Source organism: Rhodococcus sp. PAE-6 (assembly GCF_025290685.1).
GTDB lineage: Bacteria > Actinomycetota > Actinomycetes > Mycobacteriales > Mycobacteriaceae > Rhodococcus > Rhodococcus pyridinivorans.
Window position 1 is genome coordinate 52,661 of record NZ_JAOCLZ010000003.1, and the last position, 16,381, is coordinate 69,041.

The 16,381-nt window shown below is 67.0% G+C and carries 12 protein-coding genes; 2 read left to right on the forward strand and 10 right to left on the reverse strand.

Translation table 11 applies throughout. The annotated features are described in order from the left end of the window. Complete coding sequence (locus NVV99_RS08120; protein ID WP_024102368.1) at positions 1 to 2,400, forward strand: excinuclease ABC subunit UvrA; 2,400 nt, start codon at positions 1 to 3, stop codon at positions 2,398 to 2,400. Here NVV99_RS08120 and NVV99_RS08125 read toward each other — a convergent pair. The 9 genes from NVV99_RS08125 to NVV99_RS08165 form a co-directional block, all read right to left on the reverse strand. Next, positions 2,390 to 3,631 carry a benzoate/H(+) symporter BenE family transporter gene (locus tag NVV99_RS08125; RefSeq protein ID WP_024102367.1) on the reverse strand — a complete coding sequence of 414 codons (1,242 nt, stop codon included), beginning with the start codon at positions 3,629 to 3,631 and terminating at the stop codon, positions 2,390 to 2,392. The genes NVV99_RS08120 and NVV99_RS08125 overlap by 11 nt on opposite strands. Before the next feature lie 12 nt (positions 3,632 to 3,643). After that, on the reverse strand, positions 3,644 to 6,373 hold the full coding sequence (locus NVV99_RS08130) for a LuxR family transcriptional regulator (RefSeq protein WP_024102366.1): 2,730 nt from the start codon (positions 6,371 to 6,373) through the stop codon (positions 3,644 to 3,646). Beyond that, positions 6,370 to 7,713 carry an aromatic acid/H+ symport family MFS transporter gene (locus NVV99_RS08135; protein WP_024102365.1) on the reverse strand — a complete coding sequence of 448 codons (1,344 nt, stop codon included), beginning with the start codon at positions 7,711 to 7,713 and terminating at the stop codon, positions 6,370 to 6,372. Before NVV99_RS08135 ends, NVV99_RS08130 begins: the two co-directional genes overlap by 4 nt. Before the next feature lie 99 nt (positions 7,714 to 7,812). Then, positions 7,813 to 8,610 carry a 1,6-dihydroxycyclohexa-2,4-diene-1-carboxylate dehydrogenase gene (locus NVV99_RS08140; RefSeq protein ID WP_024102364.1) on the reverse strand — a complete coding sequence of 266 codons (798 nt, stop codon included), beginning with the start codon at positions 8,608 to 8,610 and terminating at the stop codon, positions 7,813 to 7,815. After that, positions 8,607 to 10,226 carry a benzoate 1,2-dioxygenase electron transfer component BenC gene (gene benC, locus NVV99_RS08145; protein WP_019288829.1) on the reverse strand — a complete coding sequence of 540 codons (1,620 nt, stop codon included), beginning with the start codon at positions 10,224 to 10,226 and terminating at the stop codon, positions 8,607 to 8,609. Before benC ends, NVV99_RS08140 begins: the two co-directional genes overlap by 4 nt. A gap of 32 nt (positions 10,227 to 10,258) precedes the next feature. Further along, the gene (gene benB, locus NVV99_RS08150) at positions 10,259 to 10,762 is read right to left on the reverse strand and encodes a benzoate 1,2-dioxygenase small subunit (RefSeq protein ID WP_006553155.1); all 504 of its coding nucleotides are present in this window, start codon (positions 10,760 to 10,762) and stop codon (positions 10,259 to 10,261) included. Between the two features lie 14 nt (positions 10,763 to 10,776). Next, on the reverse strand, positions 10,777 to 12,150 hold the full coding sequence (benA, locus tag NVV99_RS08155) for a benzoate 1,2-dioxygenase large subunit (protein ID WP_006553156.1): 1,374 nt from the start codon (positions 12,148 to 12,150) through the stop codon (positions 10,777 to 10,779). Between the two features lie 322 nt (positions 12,151 to 12,472). Beyond that, complete coding sequence (locus NVV99_RS08160; RefSeq protein ID WP_024102363.1) at positions 12,473 to 13,465, reverse strand: 2Fe-2S iron-sulfur cluster-binding protein; 993 nt, start codon at positions 13,463 to 13,465, stop codon at positions 12,473 to 12,475. Between the two features lie 2 nt (positions 13,466 to 13,467). Continuing rightward, positions 13,468 to 14,679 carry a cytochrome P450 gene (locus NVV99_RS08165; RefSeq protein ID WP_260782800.1) on the reverse strand — a complete coding sequence of 404 codons (1,212 nt, stop codon included), beginning with the start codon at positions 14,677 to 14,679 and terminating at the stop codon, positions 13,468 to 13,470. Between the two features lie 165 nt (positions 14,680 to 14,844). Here NVV99_RS08165 and NVV99_RS08170 point away from each other — a divergent pair, with 165 nt between their 5' ends. Further along, the gene (locus NVV99_RS08170) at positions 14,845 to 15,768 is read left to right on the forward strand and encodes an AraC family transcriptional regulator (RefSeq protein WP_144376966.1); all 924 of its coding nucleotides are present in this window, start codon (positions 14,845 to 14,847) and stop codon (positions 15,766 to 15,768) included. 78 nt (positions 15,769 to 15,846) lie between these two features. On the opposite strand, the gene NVV99_RS08175 is transcribed toward NVV99_RS08170, so the two are convergent. Continuing rightward, positions 15,847 to 16,341, reverse strand: a complete 495-nt coding sequence (locus NVV99_RS08175) for a hypothetical protein (protein ID WP_024102360.1) — start codon at positions 16,339 to 16,341, stop codon at positions 15,847 to 15,849. Positions 16,342 to 16,381 lie beyond the last annotated feature (40 nt).

Consider the following 16,381-nt stretch of genomic DNA (forward strand, 5'->3'; position numbering starts at 1 on the left):
ATGACCTCGACGAAGGACACACCGGCACATGCAGCGCACGTCGCCGACACCCACGATGCGATCCGGGTCCACGGAGCGCGCGTGAACAATCTCCGCGACATCAGCGTGGAGATCCCCAAGCGGCGATTGACGGTGTTCACCGGTGTCTCCGGCTCGGGCAAGAGTTCGCTGGTGTTCAGCACGATCGCCGCCGAGTCGCAGCGCCTGATCAACGAGACGTACAGCGCGTTCGTGCAGGGATTCATGCCGACCCTGGCCCGCCCGGACGTCGACGTGCTCGACGGCATCACCGCGGCGATCATCGTCGGCCAGGAACGGATGGGATCGAATCCGCGCTCGACGGTGGGCACCGCCACCGATGCAAACGCGATGCTTCGCATCCTGTTCAGCCGGGTTGCGGAGCCGCACATCGGTCCGCCCAACGCCTACTCGTTCAACGTGCCGTCGGTGCGGGCCAGTGGTGCGGTGACGGTGGAGAGGGGCGCGGGGAAGACCCAGGCCGAGAAGGTGACCTTCAACCGGCTCGGCGGCATGTGCCCGCGATGCGAGGGCAAGGGCAACATCTCCGATTTCGACCTGACCGTGCTCTACGACGACGGTCTCTCCCTCAACGAGGGCGCCCTGAAGATCCCCGGCTACAGCATGGACGGCTGGTACGGCCGGATCTACCGCGGCTGCGGCTTCTTCGATCCCGACAAGCCGATCGCGAAGTTCACCAAGCGGCAACTCCACGACCTGCTCTACAAGGAACCCACCAAGATCAAGGTGGAGGGCGTCAACGTCACCTTCGAGGGCCTGATCCCGAAGATCCAGAAGTCGTTCCTGTCCAAGGATCTCGACGCGATGCAACCGCACATCCGTGCGTTCGTCGAGAAGGCCGTCGTCTTCTCCACATGCCCGGACTGTGAAGGGACGCGTCTCGCCCCCGAGGCGCGGTCGTCGAAGATCGACGGCAGGAGCATCGCGGATGTGTGCGCGATGCAGATCAGCGATCTCGCCGAATGGGTGCGCGGACTGGATCTTCCGCAGGTTGCCCCGCTGCTGAAAAACCTCTGTCATCTGCTCGACTCCTTCGCGGACATCGGGCTGGGATATCTGTCGCTGGATCGTCCCACCGGCACCCTGTCCGGCGGAGAATCGCAGCGCATCAAGATGATCCGCCATCTCGGATCGTCGCTGACCGATATCACCTACGTCTTCGACGAACCGACGATCGGCATGCACCCGCACGACATCGCGCGGATGAACAACCTGCTGCTGCAACTGCGCGACAAGGGCAACACCGTGCTCGTCGTCGAACACAAACCCGAGGCCATCGCGATCGCCGACCACATCGTCGATCTCGGCCCGCGCGCCGGCACCGAGGGCGGACAGGTGGTCTTCGAGGGCACCGTCGACGAACTGCGGCGTGCCGACACCCTCACCGGTCGTCACCTCGACGACCGGGCGTCGCTGAAACCGACGGTGCGCACCCCGAGCGGAGCCCTGAAGGTCCGCGGCGCAGACACGCACAACCTGCAGAACGTCGACGTCGATATCCCGCTCGGCGTGCTCGTCGTGGTGACCGGCGTGGCCGGATCGGGCAAGAGTTCGCTGATCCACGGTTCGGTGGCCGACGGCGATGGCGTGGTCACGATCGACCAGAGCCCCATCAAGGGCTCGCGTCGCAGCAACCCCGCGACCTACACGGGTCTTCTCGAACCGATCCGCAAGGCGTTCGCGAAGGCCAACGGTGTCAAGCCGGCCCTGTTCAGTTCCAACTCCGAGGGCGCCTGCCCGACCTGCAACGGCGCCGGTGTCGTCTACACCGACCTCGGGGTGATGGCCACCGTCGAATCGGTTTGCGAGGACTGCGAGGGCAAGCGCTTCCAGACCGCCGTGCTCGACTACACCCTGGCGGGGAAGAACATCGCCGAGGTGCTCGCCATGTCCGTCGCGCAGGCCCAGGAGTACTTCGCCGACGGCGAGGCACGCACCCCGGCGGCGTCGAAGATCCTGCAGCGACTGTCCGACGTCGGCCTCGGCTATCTGCGGCTCGGCCAGCCCCTGACCACCCTGTCGGGCGGTGAGCGGCAGCGGCTCAAGCTCGCCACCGCGATGGCAGAGAAGGGGGAGACCTACATCCTCGACGAACCCACCACGGGCCTGCACCTCGCCGACGTCGAACAGCTGCTCGGTCTGCTCGACCGGCTCGTCGAGTCCGGCAAGTCGGTGATCGTCATCGAACACCACCAGGCCGTGATGGCCCACGCCGACTGGATCATCGACCTCGGTCCCGGCGCCGGCCACGACGGTGGACGCATCGTCTTCGAGGGCACCCCCAGCGAACTCGTGAAGGAGCGGTCGACGCTCACCGGCGAGCATCTCTCCGAGTACGTCGGGGTCGGGGTCAGCGGCTGAAGTCCGGACGCTCCATCAGCCACGACACGGCCACACCCGCGACGAGCCCCCAGAACGCCGCGCCGATGTTCCAGACGGTGATGTTCGAGGCGGTGACCACGAACGCGACGAGCGCACCCATGGTGTGCTTGCTCGCGAACCCGGCCACGAAGGCGCCCTGCAACGCTTTGAGCATCGCCAGGCCGCCGAGAGTCGCGACGAACGAGGCGGGCGCGGCGATCATCCACCGGACGAACAGCGGCGCGAACAGTCCGAAGACGATCGCCAGCGTCCCGCATGTGATCGCCGCGGTGTACTGACGAGACCGTTCGCCCGACGACACGAGCAGCGCGTTGGTCGGTCCGGTCAGACAGGTCGACACGGCGCCGACGCACGCGGCAAGGAAGGACCACAGTCCGCACGCGATCGCCGAGACGTTGACGGGCGGATTGTGCCCGGCCGAGCGCAGCACCGCGATGCCTTGCCCGTTCTGCACGACCAGCACGGTGATCGCGAGCGGCACGACGAGTTCGAGGATCGCCGACCACGTGAACTGCGGGGCGGTGAACACCGGTGCGGCGAAGACCGCGCTGTCGGTCCCGGACGGTGAGAACCGGTCCGACAGCGCGACCGCGCCCACCCCGGCGAGCAGGGCGCCGAGGATGGGAGGCATCCACTTACCGAGGACTGCAACGGAACTGAGCAGGAGGAAGACGATCACCATCGGTGCGGCGATGGCGACGTCGGAACCGAGCGCCGAAACCAGATCGATGCCGAACTTCAGGAACACCCCCGCGACCATCGCCATGACGATGGGCATCGGCAACGCTTCCATCACTCGGCGCACCAGTCCCGAGGCCCCCAGCACCGTCACGAGGGCCGCTGTCACGAAGAATGCGCCGACCACCTCCGCCCAGCTCAGGTGGGTGAGCGACCCGCCGACCAGCACGGTGCCGGGGATGGTCCAGAAGAACCCGAGCGGTTGCCGGTAGGCGACGCTCATCACGATGGTGAGCAGCCCGTTGAGGGCGAACACCCCGAAGATCCACGACGCCAACTGCGGTGCGCTCAGCCCGCCCGCGGCGCCGGCGGCGAGGATCACGGCGACCGGTCCGGTGCACGAGAAGACGAGCCCGATCAAGCCGTTCGCGGCGTATCGTGGGCCGAGATCCCGGAGTATCCCGCGCGGTCCGACGACGGGACGCACGGGGCGTTCGAACAGATCGGTCTCGGCGGTGGGGCGATCGTCCACGGTGGTCAATGGTCAACCTCGATCCTGTTGTCGGAACTTCGCGGCGAGCTCGCTGCGCGAGCGGATGCCGAACTTCGAGTACACGCGGGTCAGGTGGTACTGCACGGTCTTGACGGACAGGAACAGCTCACCGGCGACTTCCTTGTTGGTGCGGCCCGACGCGACGAGTGTGGCCACGGCGCGTTCCTGCGGAGTGAGGGTCGTGAAATCCGAAGGCGGGGTCTCGGTCTCGCCGTCGCCGGTACGAAGACCACCGGCCTTGAGTTCCCGGTCGCAACGTTCCACGTACGAGACGGCGCCGAGCGACGCGTACAGCTCACGGGCGGTGCGGATCACCGCGTCGGCGTCGCGGCGACGCCCCGCGCGGCGCATCGTCTGGCCGTACGCGAAGTTGATGCGTGCACGGTCGTAGGGCAGTGGCAGCGTGTCGATCTCGTCGAGTGCGTGTTCGAAAGCGTCGCGGGCGGCGTCGATGTCGCCGCGGGCTCCGAGGATGCGACCGCGCACGTAACCGAGGCGGGCCTTGGCGGAGCGGTGACCGCGTTCGGCGGCGAGTTCCTCGTGCGGCCGCAGGAATTCGTCCGCTTCGTCGACGCGTCCGGTGATCACGAGGGCGTTGCCGTAGAGATCCGGCCACGGCCAGTGGCCGGGTTCGTCGACGGCGCCCCGCTCGCGCATGGTGACGATCGGTTCCAGATAGCGCAACACGCTCGTGTAGTCGGAGACGACCTCGGCGCACTGCGCCAGGCACAGGCAGGCCGGTACGAGCATGAGCGGGTAGTCGTTGTTCCCGGCGCGGGCACGGTGGGCGTGTTCCCGTGCCGCGGTCCAGTTCCCGCGCAGCGCCTGGACCTGGGCGCCGGTCCAGTGGACGAGCGGTCGGAGCAGATCGAGTTGTGTCGCGTCGAGCTGCGCCGCCGCGCGATCGACGGTGCGCAGCGCGTCGGACCACGCACCGAGCGCGAATTGTGTTCGCGCGAGCCAGGCCTGCGCCCACAGCGAGATGCGCAGCGACCCGCCGCGGAAGATGGTCGGTTCGGCCGCCTCGAGTTCGGTCCGGGCGAGATCGGGCCGGTCGAGCACCAATGCGAGCCACCCCTCGGCCATGCGGATGCGCTGGCTCTGCGCTCCGAGCCGGATGACATCGGACAGAGCCGAATACGACTCGACGGCCTCATCGACGCGACCGGTCATCGCCAGCCCGAGTCCGCGGATGGCCCGGGACTCGACGACGGGTGGAGCCGTCTCGGGGAGGGTGTCCGCGGCACGATCGGCCCACAGGACAAGATCGTCGCCGCGCAGCCGTGCCAACGAATGCAACACCATGCGTTGCGAGATCGTCGCGGCGAGTTCGGGTTCGGATTCCGGATCGTCGAGCATCGACCACGCCTCGGTGAGAAGGTGGTGCGCTTCCGCGGCCCGCCCCCGCTGGATCGCGAGATAGCCGAGCACGGCGTTGCGCATCGGTCCGCTCGGCACGCTCTCGATCTCGGGGACGAACGTCTGGGCCTGGGGCAGGTCGGCCGCACCGGTCAGTGCGTCGACACCGCGGATCATCCTGCGGGTCCGTAGTTCTCGGTCGAGAGTGATACGGCTCGCGGTGATGAGCGCTTCGGCCGCTTGGGACCAGGCGCCGTCGGCGGCGCATCTCCGGGCGTAAGCGTCGAGGTCGGCGGCGAGTTCCTCGTTTCCGGTCGGTGTCGCGGACACCAGGTGGAACAACCGGGCGCCCTCGTCGTCGACGAGCGAAGCGGCCCGCGCGTGCAGGCTGTGCCAGCGGGCCGGGCCGATCTCGTCGGCCACGGCGGCGCGGGTCATGGGATCGGGGAACGACAACGACACCACGCCCCGCTGTTCACGCATCGTGAGCAGACCGAGCCGGTGGGCCTCGTCGAGCGGCCCGGTCGTGTCGCCGACCTCGGCGAGTTCGGCGACGAGCGCGAGGGATTCGGTGGCTCCCCGTGTCGCGGCGGTGTCCAGGACGGCGACCGATTCGACGAGCGCGCGCGTGTCCGGTGAACACCGGGCAAGGATGCGACCCACTTTCCCCGCGTGTTGTCTCGGTGCTGGGAAACGCGCCTGCCAGCGGTGCCATTCGTCGCGAGGGATCTCGTCGAGAAGCTGCAGGATCGAGCGGGTGTTCCCGAGCGTGTGTTCCTGCAGGCGACGCGCCGTCCACGCGGACAGGTCGACGCCGATGCGATGCAGTGCGAGTTGCGCGACATCCGGGGGCGCCAGCGCGCCGACGTGGAGGGTGTCCACGCGGTGGCTGTTCGAGAGGAGGTCGGCGGTCGCCGGGGCGACATCGTCGGGAAGCACGTCGGGCACGATCCAGATCATGAGCAGGGGACGTCCGTGCGCTCGCCTCAGCGACGACGACAGCGACTGCAACGACTCGGCATCCGCGTAGTGCGTGTCGTCGACGACGATCACCGTCGCGTCGTCGATCCGGTCGAGGAGCGTGCGTGCCGCCTCCACCGGGTCGCCCGCCGTGACGGTGTCACCGAGCAGCTGTTCGAGCACGGACCACGGATGGCCGGCTTCCCAGCGGGCCCCGGTCGCGTCGTGTACGGCGAGGTCGTCGTGGCGAGCGACGAAATACGAAACGAGGGAGGATTTCCCGACGCCGGACGCCCCCTCGACGAGGACCAGCGAGGGGACACCCGCGCGGGCTTCGTCGAGGAGGCGTTCGAGTTGCAACAACTCGGAGTTCCGGCCGATCAGCACAACGTTGTCCGTCACACACCCACGGTAGTCGGCACGGGGCGATCGGAACTGCGGACCGGCGAGACGGACTGGACCGGGCGGGGCACGAACCACGTGACCAGACCACCGGCGAGCGCGATACCCGCGAAGATGTAGAAGTTCACGTTGTTCGCGAAGCCCGCGCCGATGAGCAGACCTCCGATGACCGGGCCGACGATGCCGCCCAGGCGGCCGAAGCCGGCGCACCACGCCACGCCCGCGGCGCGGGCGGGGGTGTCGTAGTAGTTGGACACGAATCCGTAGATGAGCACCTGGGTGCCGATCGTGCCCGTACCGGCGATCGCGACGGCGGTGAGCAGCACCGGCAGCGGGAAACCGAGCGTGAGCAGCACGAGGGCCACGGCCGCGAGGAAGAAGGTGGTGACGATGACGGACTGCGGTCCGCGGCCGTCGGCGACCTTCGAGGCGAGCAGGCCGCCGAGGATGGCGCCGCCGTTGAGGACGAGGAGGAAGGCGAGCGAGCCGTTGGCGTTGTAACCGGCGTCGGCCATGATCTTCGGCAGCCAGGTGTTGAGGCCGTAGGTGAGCAGCAGACCGGCGAAGCTCATCATGCCGAGCAGTCCCGTACCGAGGGCGTACTTGCGGGTCGCGAGTGCCGCGAAACCGATCTTCTCGGTGGAAGCGACAGGTGCTGCGGACGGCAGCGGGAAACCGAACTTCTCGCACACACGCTGCGCCTCGTCGGAGCGTCCCCGCGACTGCAGCCAGGCGGGCGACTCGGGAAGCTTCATCAGTGCCAGCGGGAGCAGGATGAGCAGCGGCAACGCGCCGATGAGGAACAGTCCTCGCCAGCCGATCGCGTCGCGCAGCAGGATCGCGAGCAGCGAGGCCATCACACCACCGGCGGGGACACCGCTGTAGACGATGGCGTTGAACAGGTTGCGCTTGCCGGGCGGAGCGAACTCGGCGACCACGGCTCCGGCGGTGGCGACGAGACCGCCGACGCCGATGCCGGTGAAGAAGCGGAGCGCGCCGAACATCGTGATGCTCGTGGAGAAGGCCGCCGCACCCATGCCGACGGAGAACCAGACGATGTTGATCAACATCATCTTCCGGCGGCCGACGCGGTCACCGAACGCACCGGTCAGCAGCGCGCCGACCATGACGCCGATGAGCGCGTAGGAGCCGAGGGCACCACCCTGCTGGGCAGAGATCTCCCCGAGCTGGGTCGGATCGGCCATCAGGGTCGGAAGGACGGTGCCGTACACGACGAGGTCGTAGCCGTCGAAGATGATCGCGAGGGTGGCGAGCGCGACGATCCAGATGACGCTGCGCCGATGTTGTGGACTGGCCCAGGTCTGCGTGGCGTGGGGCATGCGTTGCTCCGGTCTGTGGGTGGAGTCACAAGAGGATTCGGGGAGAAAAGTGGCCTCACCGGGGGACTGGCGCCTCCGGTGAGGCCGAGCGAGGGGCGGTCAGCCCAGATCGCCGCCGGCGACGGGAAGAACCGTGCCGGTGATGTAGGAGGCCTCCTCGGAGGCCAGGAAACAGATCGCGGCGGCCTGCTCGTCGAGCGTGCCGTACCGCTTGAGCAGGGAGGAATCGACGGTCTGGTCCACGATCTGCTGGTACCAGGCCTTCTCCTGCTCGGACTGCGGCGACGGACCGCGCGCGATCCGCCGCTCGGGAGCGACGGTGCCGCCCGGGGCGGTCGCCACCACGCGGACCCCGTAGGGGGCGAGTTCGAGGGCGAGCGACGCGGTGATCGCGTTGACCCCACCCTTCGCCGCCGAATACGGCACGCGGTTGACGCCGCGGGTCGCGACCGACGAGACGTTCACGATCGTGCCGGCGCGTCGCTCGATCAGATGGGGAGCGGCGGCGCGACACGTCCACAGAGTGGGGAACAGCGACCGCCGGATCTCCTTCTCGATCTCCTCCGGCGCATAGTGCTCGTACGGCTTGGCCCAGATCGTGCCGCCGACGACGTTGATCAGCACGTCGATGCGGCCGGTGGTGCGGACGGCGTGGGAGATCGCCTCCTCCGCGCCCTCGAAGGTCTCGAGATCCGCCGTCACCGAATGCGCCTTGCCGCCCGCCTCGCGCAGCTGCTCGGCCACCTCGTGGACGAGATCCGCGCGGTCGACGAGCACGACCTCACCGCCCTCGGCGGCGATGCGGGTCGCCACCGTGAGACCGATGCCCTGCGCGGCGCCGGTGATCGTCAGGCACCGTCCGTCGAACCGGGCCGGGAAGATCTTCGTTTCGATCATGAGGAGACACCTGCTGGGGCACCGCTGGCGATGGCGCGACGCATCGTCTCCTTGGCGTGCTGCGAGTGGACGACGATCAGGTCGCGCGCGGCGGCCTTGTCGCCCTTCTCGAACGCCTCGACGAGCTGCAGGTGCTCGTCGACGATGTGCTCCTCGATCCACTGCGCGTCGCGCAGGACCTGCTTCATCAACCGGGTGACCTCGAGCTTGTTGTAGGCCTCGAGCAGCACCGGGTTGGTGCAACAGCGGAAGAGGAACTCGTGGAAGGCCGCATTGGTGTCGGTGAACGCCGCGGCGTCGGTGAAGTGGTCGCCTTCGACCGACGCGCCGGACGCCTCGGCGAGGATGCGGAACTCGACGAGCTGCTCCGGCGTGAGCCGGCCGATCGTGAGTTCGACGACCCCGAGTTCGAGGGCCATGCGGGCGTCGAACTGCTCGTCCGATTCGGCGACGGGCGGATGCTCCTCACCGATCTCGTAATTGCCGGGCTCGGGGTTCTCGAGCACCACCGGACGACCGGTCTCGGCGGCAGCCTTCTCCGCCGCGGCCTTCTCGGCGTCGGTGGCAGCGGGTGCGGTTGCCCCACCCGGGGTGGCCGAGGTGTTGAACTTCTCGAAGTAGAAGTTCGTCGGCTCGATACCGTTCTCGGACAGGTGGTTACGCACCGCCTCCACCATGGGCGGCGGACCGCACAGGTAAATGTCCACATCACCGTCGTTGAGGTGCGACGGCTCGAACAGACCCGTCACGTATCCCTTGTTCGGGGCGGACGACGCTTCGTCGGCGACGCAGTAGTCGAACGTGAAGTTCGGCAGCCGCTTCGTGTACTCCTCGAGCGCGTCGAGTTCGACGAGATCGTGATCGAAGGTGACACCGTAGATCAGGTGCACCGGCTGGTCCGAGCCGTCGGCCTCGATCTTCGACAGGATCGACAGCAGCGGCGCCAGGCCGGTACCGCCGGCGAGCAGCAGCGACGGACGCTTGCGCTCGCGCAGGAAGAAGCTGCCGAATGGGCCGGTGAACTCCAGAGTATCGCCGACCTGCGCGCGGTCGCGCAGGTACTCGGACATCAGACCGTCCTCGGTGATCTTCACGAGGAACGCGAGCGAATTCTCGTGCGGGCCGGTGCTGAACGAGTACGAGCGGGTCGCCGGCTTACCGGTGCCGTCGTCGCTGCCGGGCACGCCGATGTTGACGTACTGACCGGGCAGGAACACCAGATCGTCACGGTTGTCGATCTCGACGGTGAACCCGACGACGCTCTCGGAGTAACGGCGCAGATCCGTGATGGTCGCGCTGTACGAGGCGGCCGCGGTCTTCGCGACATCGGAGGTGCTCGCGATCTGCACCACCAGATCGGATTCCGGCATCATCTGGCACGGCAGGCAGTAACCCTGCTCGGCCTCTTCGTCGGTGAGGGCGTCCTCGATGTAGTCGCCGCCGTCGTAGCTGCCCGATTCGCAGAAGGCCTTGCAGGTTCCGCACGCGCCGTCGCGGCAGTCGAGCGGAATGTTGATGCGTGCCTTGTACGAGGCGTCGGCGACGGTCTCGTTCGGGTTGACCTTGATGAAGCGGGTGACCCCGTCCTCGAAGCTCAATGCCACCTGGTAAGCCATGGCACGTGCCTCCTTTCGTGATCGGGGTGGAACTAGACGACGTAGACGTCGACGATGTGGTGGATGTAGTCGTTCTTCAGGACGATCTTCTTCTTCTTGATCACCGGCTGTGCGCCCGAGACATCGAGGGTGAGGAAGGTGGTCCCGAAGTAGGTGTCGGTGGTGTTGTAGCGGAAGTACAACGAGAACCAGTTGTGCCGCAGATCGATTTCGGTGCCGCGACGCTCGAGGATCTCGACGTTGGTGATGTTGTGTCCCGTGCGGGGTTCGGGCAGCGAGGTCGCCGACGAACGGTCGGTGCGGATGCGGAACACCCGGTCCTCGAGGCCGCCGCGATTCGGGTAGTAGATCAGCGAGATCTCGGTCTGCGGGTTCTCGGTGAGAGCACCGTCGTCGTCCCAGGCCGGCATCCAGTACTCGGCATCGGGGTGGTAGCACTCGAGCCACTGCTCGAACTCGCGGTCGTCGAGCAGTCGGGCCTCACGGTAGAGGAACTGTTCGATGTCGGTCTGCGTGAATTCGTGTACGGCAGTCATGATTCCGGTTCCTCTCAGAGCGCGGACGGGTCGGCGGCGGAACTCTCGGCGGCGATGGCCTCGCGCATCGCTTCGAGCCAGTAGCCGTGCTGGATCGGGTACAGGCCTTCGTCCTCGGTCTTCACACCGCTCGACAGCACCTTCGTCATGCCGAGATCCTGAGCGACCTCGTCGGGTCCGTTGAGGATGTGGGTTGCACCGCGGCTCATGTCGTTCCAGGGCGCAGCCGATGCGAGGTAGGTCTTCTGGCAGGAGCGGAACTCCTCGAGGTCATCCGGGGTGGCCATGCCGGTCGCGTTGAAGAAGTCCTCGTACTGACGGATCCGGTTGGCGCGGGACTCGGCGCTCTCACCCTTCGGTGCGATGCAGTAGATCGTCACCTCGGTCTTGTCCACGGAGATCGGGCGGAAGTGCCGAATCTGCGAGGAGAACTGGTCCATGATGTACACGTTCGGGTACAGGCACAGGTTGCGCGACGCGCCGACCATGAACTCGGCCTTCTTCTCGCCGAACTCCTTCGCGAGTTCGTCCTTGCGCGGGTACAGCGGACGGTCCTCGGGGTTGCCCCACCACATCCACAGCAGCAGGTGGCCGTGGTCGAACGAGTAGTAGCCGCCGCCCTGCTTGCCCCAGGTGCCGGCGTCCATCGCCTTGGTCTCGTTGCTGGACTCACCGGCAGTGCGGCGCGCGGTGGTCGCGGCATAGTTCCAGTGGGTGGCCGAGACGTGGTAACCGTCGGCGCCGTTCTCGGCCTGCAGCTTCCAGTTGCCGTCGTAGGTATAGGTGGACGAACCGCGCAGCACCTCGAGGCCCTCGGGGGACTGGTCGACGAGCATGTCGATCATCTTCGTGGTGTCACCGAGGTGGTCCTCGAGCGACTTGACGTCGGGATTCAGGCTGCCGAACAGGAAACCGCGGTAGCTCTCGAAACGAGCGACCTTCCGCAGGTCGTGGCTGCCGTCGGTGTTGAACTGCTCGGGATAGCCGGCGTCGCGGGGATCCTTGACCTTCAGCAGCTTTCCGTTGTTGCGGAACGTCCAGCCGTGGAAGGGGCACGTGAAGGTGGTGCGGTTGTCGGTCTTGCGACGGCACAGCATCGCACCGCGGTGGCTGCACGCGTTGATCAGGCAGTGCAGCTCGCCTTCCTTGTCGCGGCTGATGACGACGGGCTGGCGGCCGATGTACGTGGTGAAGTAATCACCGACGTTCGGGACCTGGCTCTCGTGGGCGAGGTACACCCAGTTGCCCTCGAAGATGTGCTTCATCTCGAGTTCGAAGATCTCCTCGTCGGTGAAGACGTCACGGCGGATCTGGTACCGCCCGGTGCTCGGGTCTTCGACGAGTGCGCCGTCGAGGCGAGTGCGCACGTGCTCCACGATGTCGGTCATGGGATCCTCCAGGTATCGGCTTCGTTCCCGGGACGGACAGGGCGTGTCCGACGCGGCCGAGCCTGTACTGAAGATTCGTGGTGACCGGGGTCTTTCTCCGGTCCGGCTCGACGCGATGTGTCCGGCGTTATCTCCACGATGACAGCCTGTGGCTACGGTCACACCAGGCAAATACCTAGGGATACCTAGGACCCCTGGGTGGGGGGTCGAAAGGCCCTCGAGCGACCGGAGGCGGAAAGACCCCTCGACACGGCCGTACCGCTCGTGCGCATCGCGGTGCCGGAGCAGCGCGTGCGTACGAGCGGTACGGGGATGAGGGTATTCAGCCGGCCGGGGTGAACCGTTCGCGCCGGATGCGTCGCGGCGACATGCGGCGACGCTTGAACGCCTTCACTGATGCCTCGACGAACGCGTCCGATCCGCAGATGTAACCGGTGAACTCCTTCGCGGACGCGACGTCCTCGAGGAAGGCGTCGGTGACGTATCCGTCGCGGTCTCCGCCGCTCTCCCTGCTCACGCAGGTGATGTAGCGGAAACCGTGATGACGGGTCTCCAGTTCGCGGAGAAACTCGACATCGTACAGGTCCGCGCAGGTACGGACCCCGTGGTAGAGCAGGATCTGCCGGTCGGGGACGAGGGAGAGCGCCTGCCGGACGATGGCCTCGAGCGGGGCGAGGCCCGTCCCACCGCCGAGCAGGACGATCGGGCCGGTGCCCTCCAGATCGAAGGTGAAGTCGCCGTACGGGCCGGTGACGGTCACGCGTTCACCCACGTCGATGCGCTCGAAGACCCATTCGCTCGCGACTCCACCGGGTTGCCGGCGAATGTGCAGTTCGAGCTCTTTGGCCTCGGAGGGCGGATTCGCGAGTGAGTACTGCCGTCGGATCTCGGTCCCGGGAACTGTCACCTCCACGTACTGCCCGGCCGAGAACTCGAGCGGTTCGTCGGCGGTGAGCAACACCTTGCGTGTGTCGGCGGCGATGTCGCGTACCTCGGCGACGGTGACGACGACGTCGCGCAGCACGTGCGTGCTGGCGGGTTCCTCCGTTGCGGGGGTCTCGAAGGCGACGTCGCCGCGCGGGGTGGCCTGGCACGCGAGGACGAATCCGGCCGCGAGTTCGTCGGCGGTGAGCGTCTCCTCCGGCGAGTTCCGATGATCGAGTTCGCCGTCGAGGACCTTGATCTTGCAGGTGCCGCAGGTTCCCTGGTTGCAGGAGTTGGGCATCCAGTTGCCGTTGCGCAGGAACGCTTCCAGCACCGTCCGACCGGGTTCGCAGGGAACGACGCCGGTGCCCGCGGTCAGTGTGTACGGCATGGTCAGATCTCCCACCGGGCGTGCAGGGTCTTCGGGCCGCGGAAACCCCAACCCCAGAATTCGACGTCCTCGGAAGTGTCCCGCTCGAGATTGGGGATGGTCTCGAGCAGTTCTTCGAGACCGATACGGCTCACGTTGTTCGCGAAGTAGATTCCCGCGCAGGCATGCTTGCCGGCACCGAAGGCGAGGTGGGGGAGCGGCGGGCGGGTCAGGTCGTAGCGGCTGGGGGCGTCGAACACGTCGATGTCGTGGTTCGCCGACCCGTAGGACAGCATGACCACCGACCCTTCACTGATCTCGATTCCTGATACGACGGTGTCGCGCTTGGCGATACGTGCGGTGCCGGACCAGATCGGGGCGGTCCAGCGCATCCCTTCGGCGATCGCGCGGGGGATGAGTCCCGGTTCGTCCACCACGGCTTCGAACTGTTCGGGGCGGGTGAACAGGCCTGCCAGGGTGGAACTCATGGCGTGTCCCGGTTCCTGCATGGCGCCGAGGAGGAAGACGTACAGCGTCGGGTAGATGTAGTCGCGGTCCCGCGTCTGCCCTTCGGGCATCCCGTCGTGCAGCCAGTGCGAGATGGCGCTGTCGTCGGGATGCTCGATCCAGTGGTCGATCAGCGGGTCGACGACGGAACGGATCTCCTCCTTGGCGCGGTCGCCCTCGTCGAAACGTTCCTGGTTCAGAAAGTTTCCGTCCTCGTCCATCGCTGCGTTGGTGAACGAATCCGACAGTTTGTGGAACCATTCGCGCAGTTTGTCCGAACTGACGTCTTTCAGTCCGAGGAGATCTCCGAGCGACCGCACACTCACCGGCTCGCAGAACTGGGCGACGAGATCGGCCCTGCCGTCGGACTCGAACGCCTCGACGTAGCGTCGTGCGATCGGGCGGACGAGATCCTCGATCCAGCGGTCCACCTCGGCGGGCTGGAGGGCGGGTTCGACCATCGACCGCAGGTCGCGGTGGATGTCGTCGTTGACGCCGATGATCGCGGGATGACCGAAGGTGCGGCCACCGGCGGGGGTGATGATGCCGTCGAAGTCGTCGCCGGCCGCGACCGCACGGCACGCTTCGGTCGTGGACGCTACGTAGGCGCCGAGGACGGGCACGAAGGCGACCGGAGCTTCGGCGCGCAAGCGCTCGTAGACCGGGTACGGATTGCGCTCGAGTTCTTCCATGGTGATCTCGTCGAACCACGAAAGGGTGCTGGTCATCGGTGTACCTCCGGGTCGGGAGCCGTCCGGCGACGGCCGGGCCGTTGTTGACGTGGCCAGGACCATACGAGTCGGCCGACGGGCCGGTCGATGCACATTGCGCGGTCCCTGGACGAATCACGCGACTATGTGATCCAGGTCTCGGAAGCGGTTAGTCTCGAAGGCGTGAGTGTGCCCGAGATCGAGGACTGGGACGACGCCTCGCGCGTCGTGGCGGACGTGTACTTCCCGCACCGATTGACGGACCTCGGAAAGGTGGATCGTCCTGAGCTCGAATTGGTCTCGGCCGATCTCGGGGGTGTCACGATCGGTCGGATGGGCTGGGGAGCGGACGTCGCGATCGAATGCGAATATCCGGGCGCCTACGAGGTGAACATACCGCTGAGCGGGCGGCTCGAATCGCAGGGGCGCTCGGGCACCGTCGTCTCCGAACCCGGCTCGGCGACAGTCTTCCGCGCGGACACCCCGTCGCTCATCACACGGTGGGACGCCGAATGTTCGGTCCTCGGAATCAAGTTCGATCGAGAACATCTCGAACGCGAAGCGGACCGCATTCTCGGTGGTCCGTTGCGGTCGCGCCTCGAACTTCCCGACCGCCTCGATCTGCGGGGGTCAGCGCAGGAATGGCACCGTCTCGTGGCAGCGCTGAGCGAGCAGCTCGCCGGGCCGACCCGGGTGCTCACGAATCCTCTCGTGTCGGCCCAGCTCGGCGGTGCGGTCACCACGGCCTTCGTCCTGGCGGTCGCGCCGGCCGACGAAATGTCACCGGCACCCCGCCCGGGCATGGTCCGGCGGGTGTTGAATGCTCTGCAGGAGGATCCGGGTCGTGTCTGGACGGCAGCCGACATGGCGGAGATCGCCGGAACCAGTGTGCGCAGGTTGCAGGAGGCGTTCTCCGAGTACGTGGGCAGCAGTCCGTCCGCGTGTCTGCGCGACATCCGGCTCGATCGCGCCCACGCGGATCTTACTGCCAGGGGAATCACCGTGGCAGATGTGGCTTTCCGGTGGGGTTTCGGCCATCCGGGGCGTTTCGCCGCCGCCTTCAGGAAGCGGTACGGCGTCACCCCTACGGAAGTCCTGCGGGGCTGAACGCATGCGGATTCGGACGCACGTATGCGGGTGACGACCTCGTGGTCGTCACCCGCTCGTGCGTCCTCCCCGGACGGCTCAGCCGAACCAGAGGATGGGTGTGGGCCGATCGAACGAAAGCTCAGGGTAGTCGTCGTCCGCGACCGGCGTCCGCAGCCGCCGCTCGACGTAGTCCAGACCGTTGCTGCGCATGTATTCGATGCAGGACACCGTGTACCCGACGGAGTCCGTGCGCGTACTGACGATGGGGCGGAACAGATTCGGGAAGCCGTGCACCGTCAGGGCATCGCGCTCGAGCGCGGCGCCGTCTCGGCCCTGCAGTGTGAGGCCGCCGTGCCCGTCTACGACGAACTTCGCTCGGCCGACGACGGTGCCGCCGATGAGGATCTCCCACCGATGGTCGATGTCGTCGTAGCGGACGGCGCTCGCGGTGCCGATCTCGTGGACCGCCAGCCGTAGTTCGTCGCGCAACCGGGCCGAGACCCGCTGGGAGGCGAAGGAGCGTCCGAGGACTACCGCGTCGAATTCCGGTGCAGGGGGATGGGACACGGAGGTCGAAGCGGTCGTGGTCATCTCGGACGCTCCTTCGCGGTGGGTGGATGTTGGGGGCCGC

Coding starts and splice junctions, on each gene's coding strand:
- benC (WP_019288829.1), bottom strand. CDS start 10,226: ATGGCTTACCAGGTGGCATTGAGCTTCGAGGACGGGGTCACCCGCTTC.
- NVV99_RS08165 (WP_260782800.1), bottom strand. CDS start 14,679: ATGACCAGCACCCTTTCGTGGTTCGACGAGATCACCATGGAAGAACTC.
- NVV99_RS08135 (WP_024102365.1), bottom strand. CDS start 7,713: ATGCCCCACGCCACGCAGACCTGGGCCAGTCCACAACATCGGCGCAGC.
- NVV99_RS08140 (WP_024102364.1), bottom strand. CDS start 8,610: ATGATCGAAACGAAGATCTTCCCGGCCCGGTTCGACGGACGGTGCCTG.
- NVV99_RS08160 (WP_024102363.1), bottom strand. CDS start 13,465: ATGCCGTACACACTGACCGCGGGCACCGGCGTCGTTCCCTGCGAACCC.
- benA (WP_006553156.1), bottom strand. CDS start 12,150: ATGACCGACATCGTGGAGCACGTGCGCACTCGCCTCGACGGCGCACTC.
- NVV99_RS08175 (WP_024102360.1), bottom strand. CDS start 16,341: ATGACCACGACCGCTTCGACCTCCGTGTCCCATCCCCCTGCACCGGAA.
- NVV99_RS08120 (WP_024102368.1), top strand. CDS start 1: ATGACCTCGACGAAGGACACACCGGCACATGCAGCGCACGTCGCCGAC.
- benB (WP_006553155.1), bottom strand. CDS start 10,762: ATGACTGCCGTACACGAATTCACGCAGACCGACATCGAACAGTTCCTC.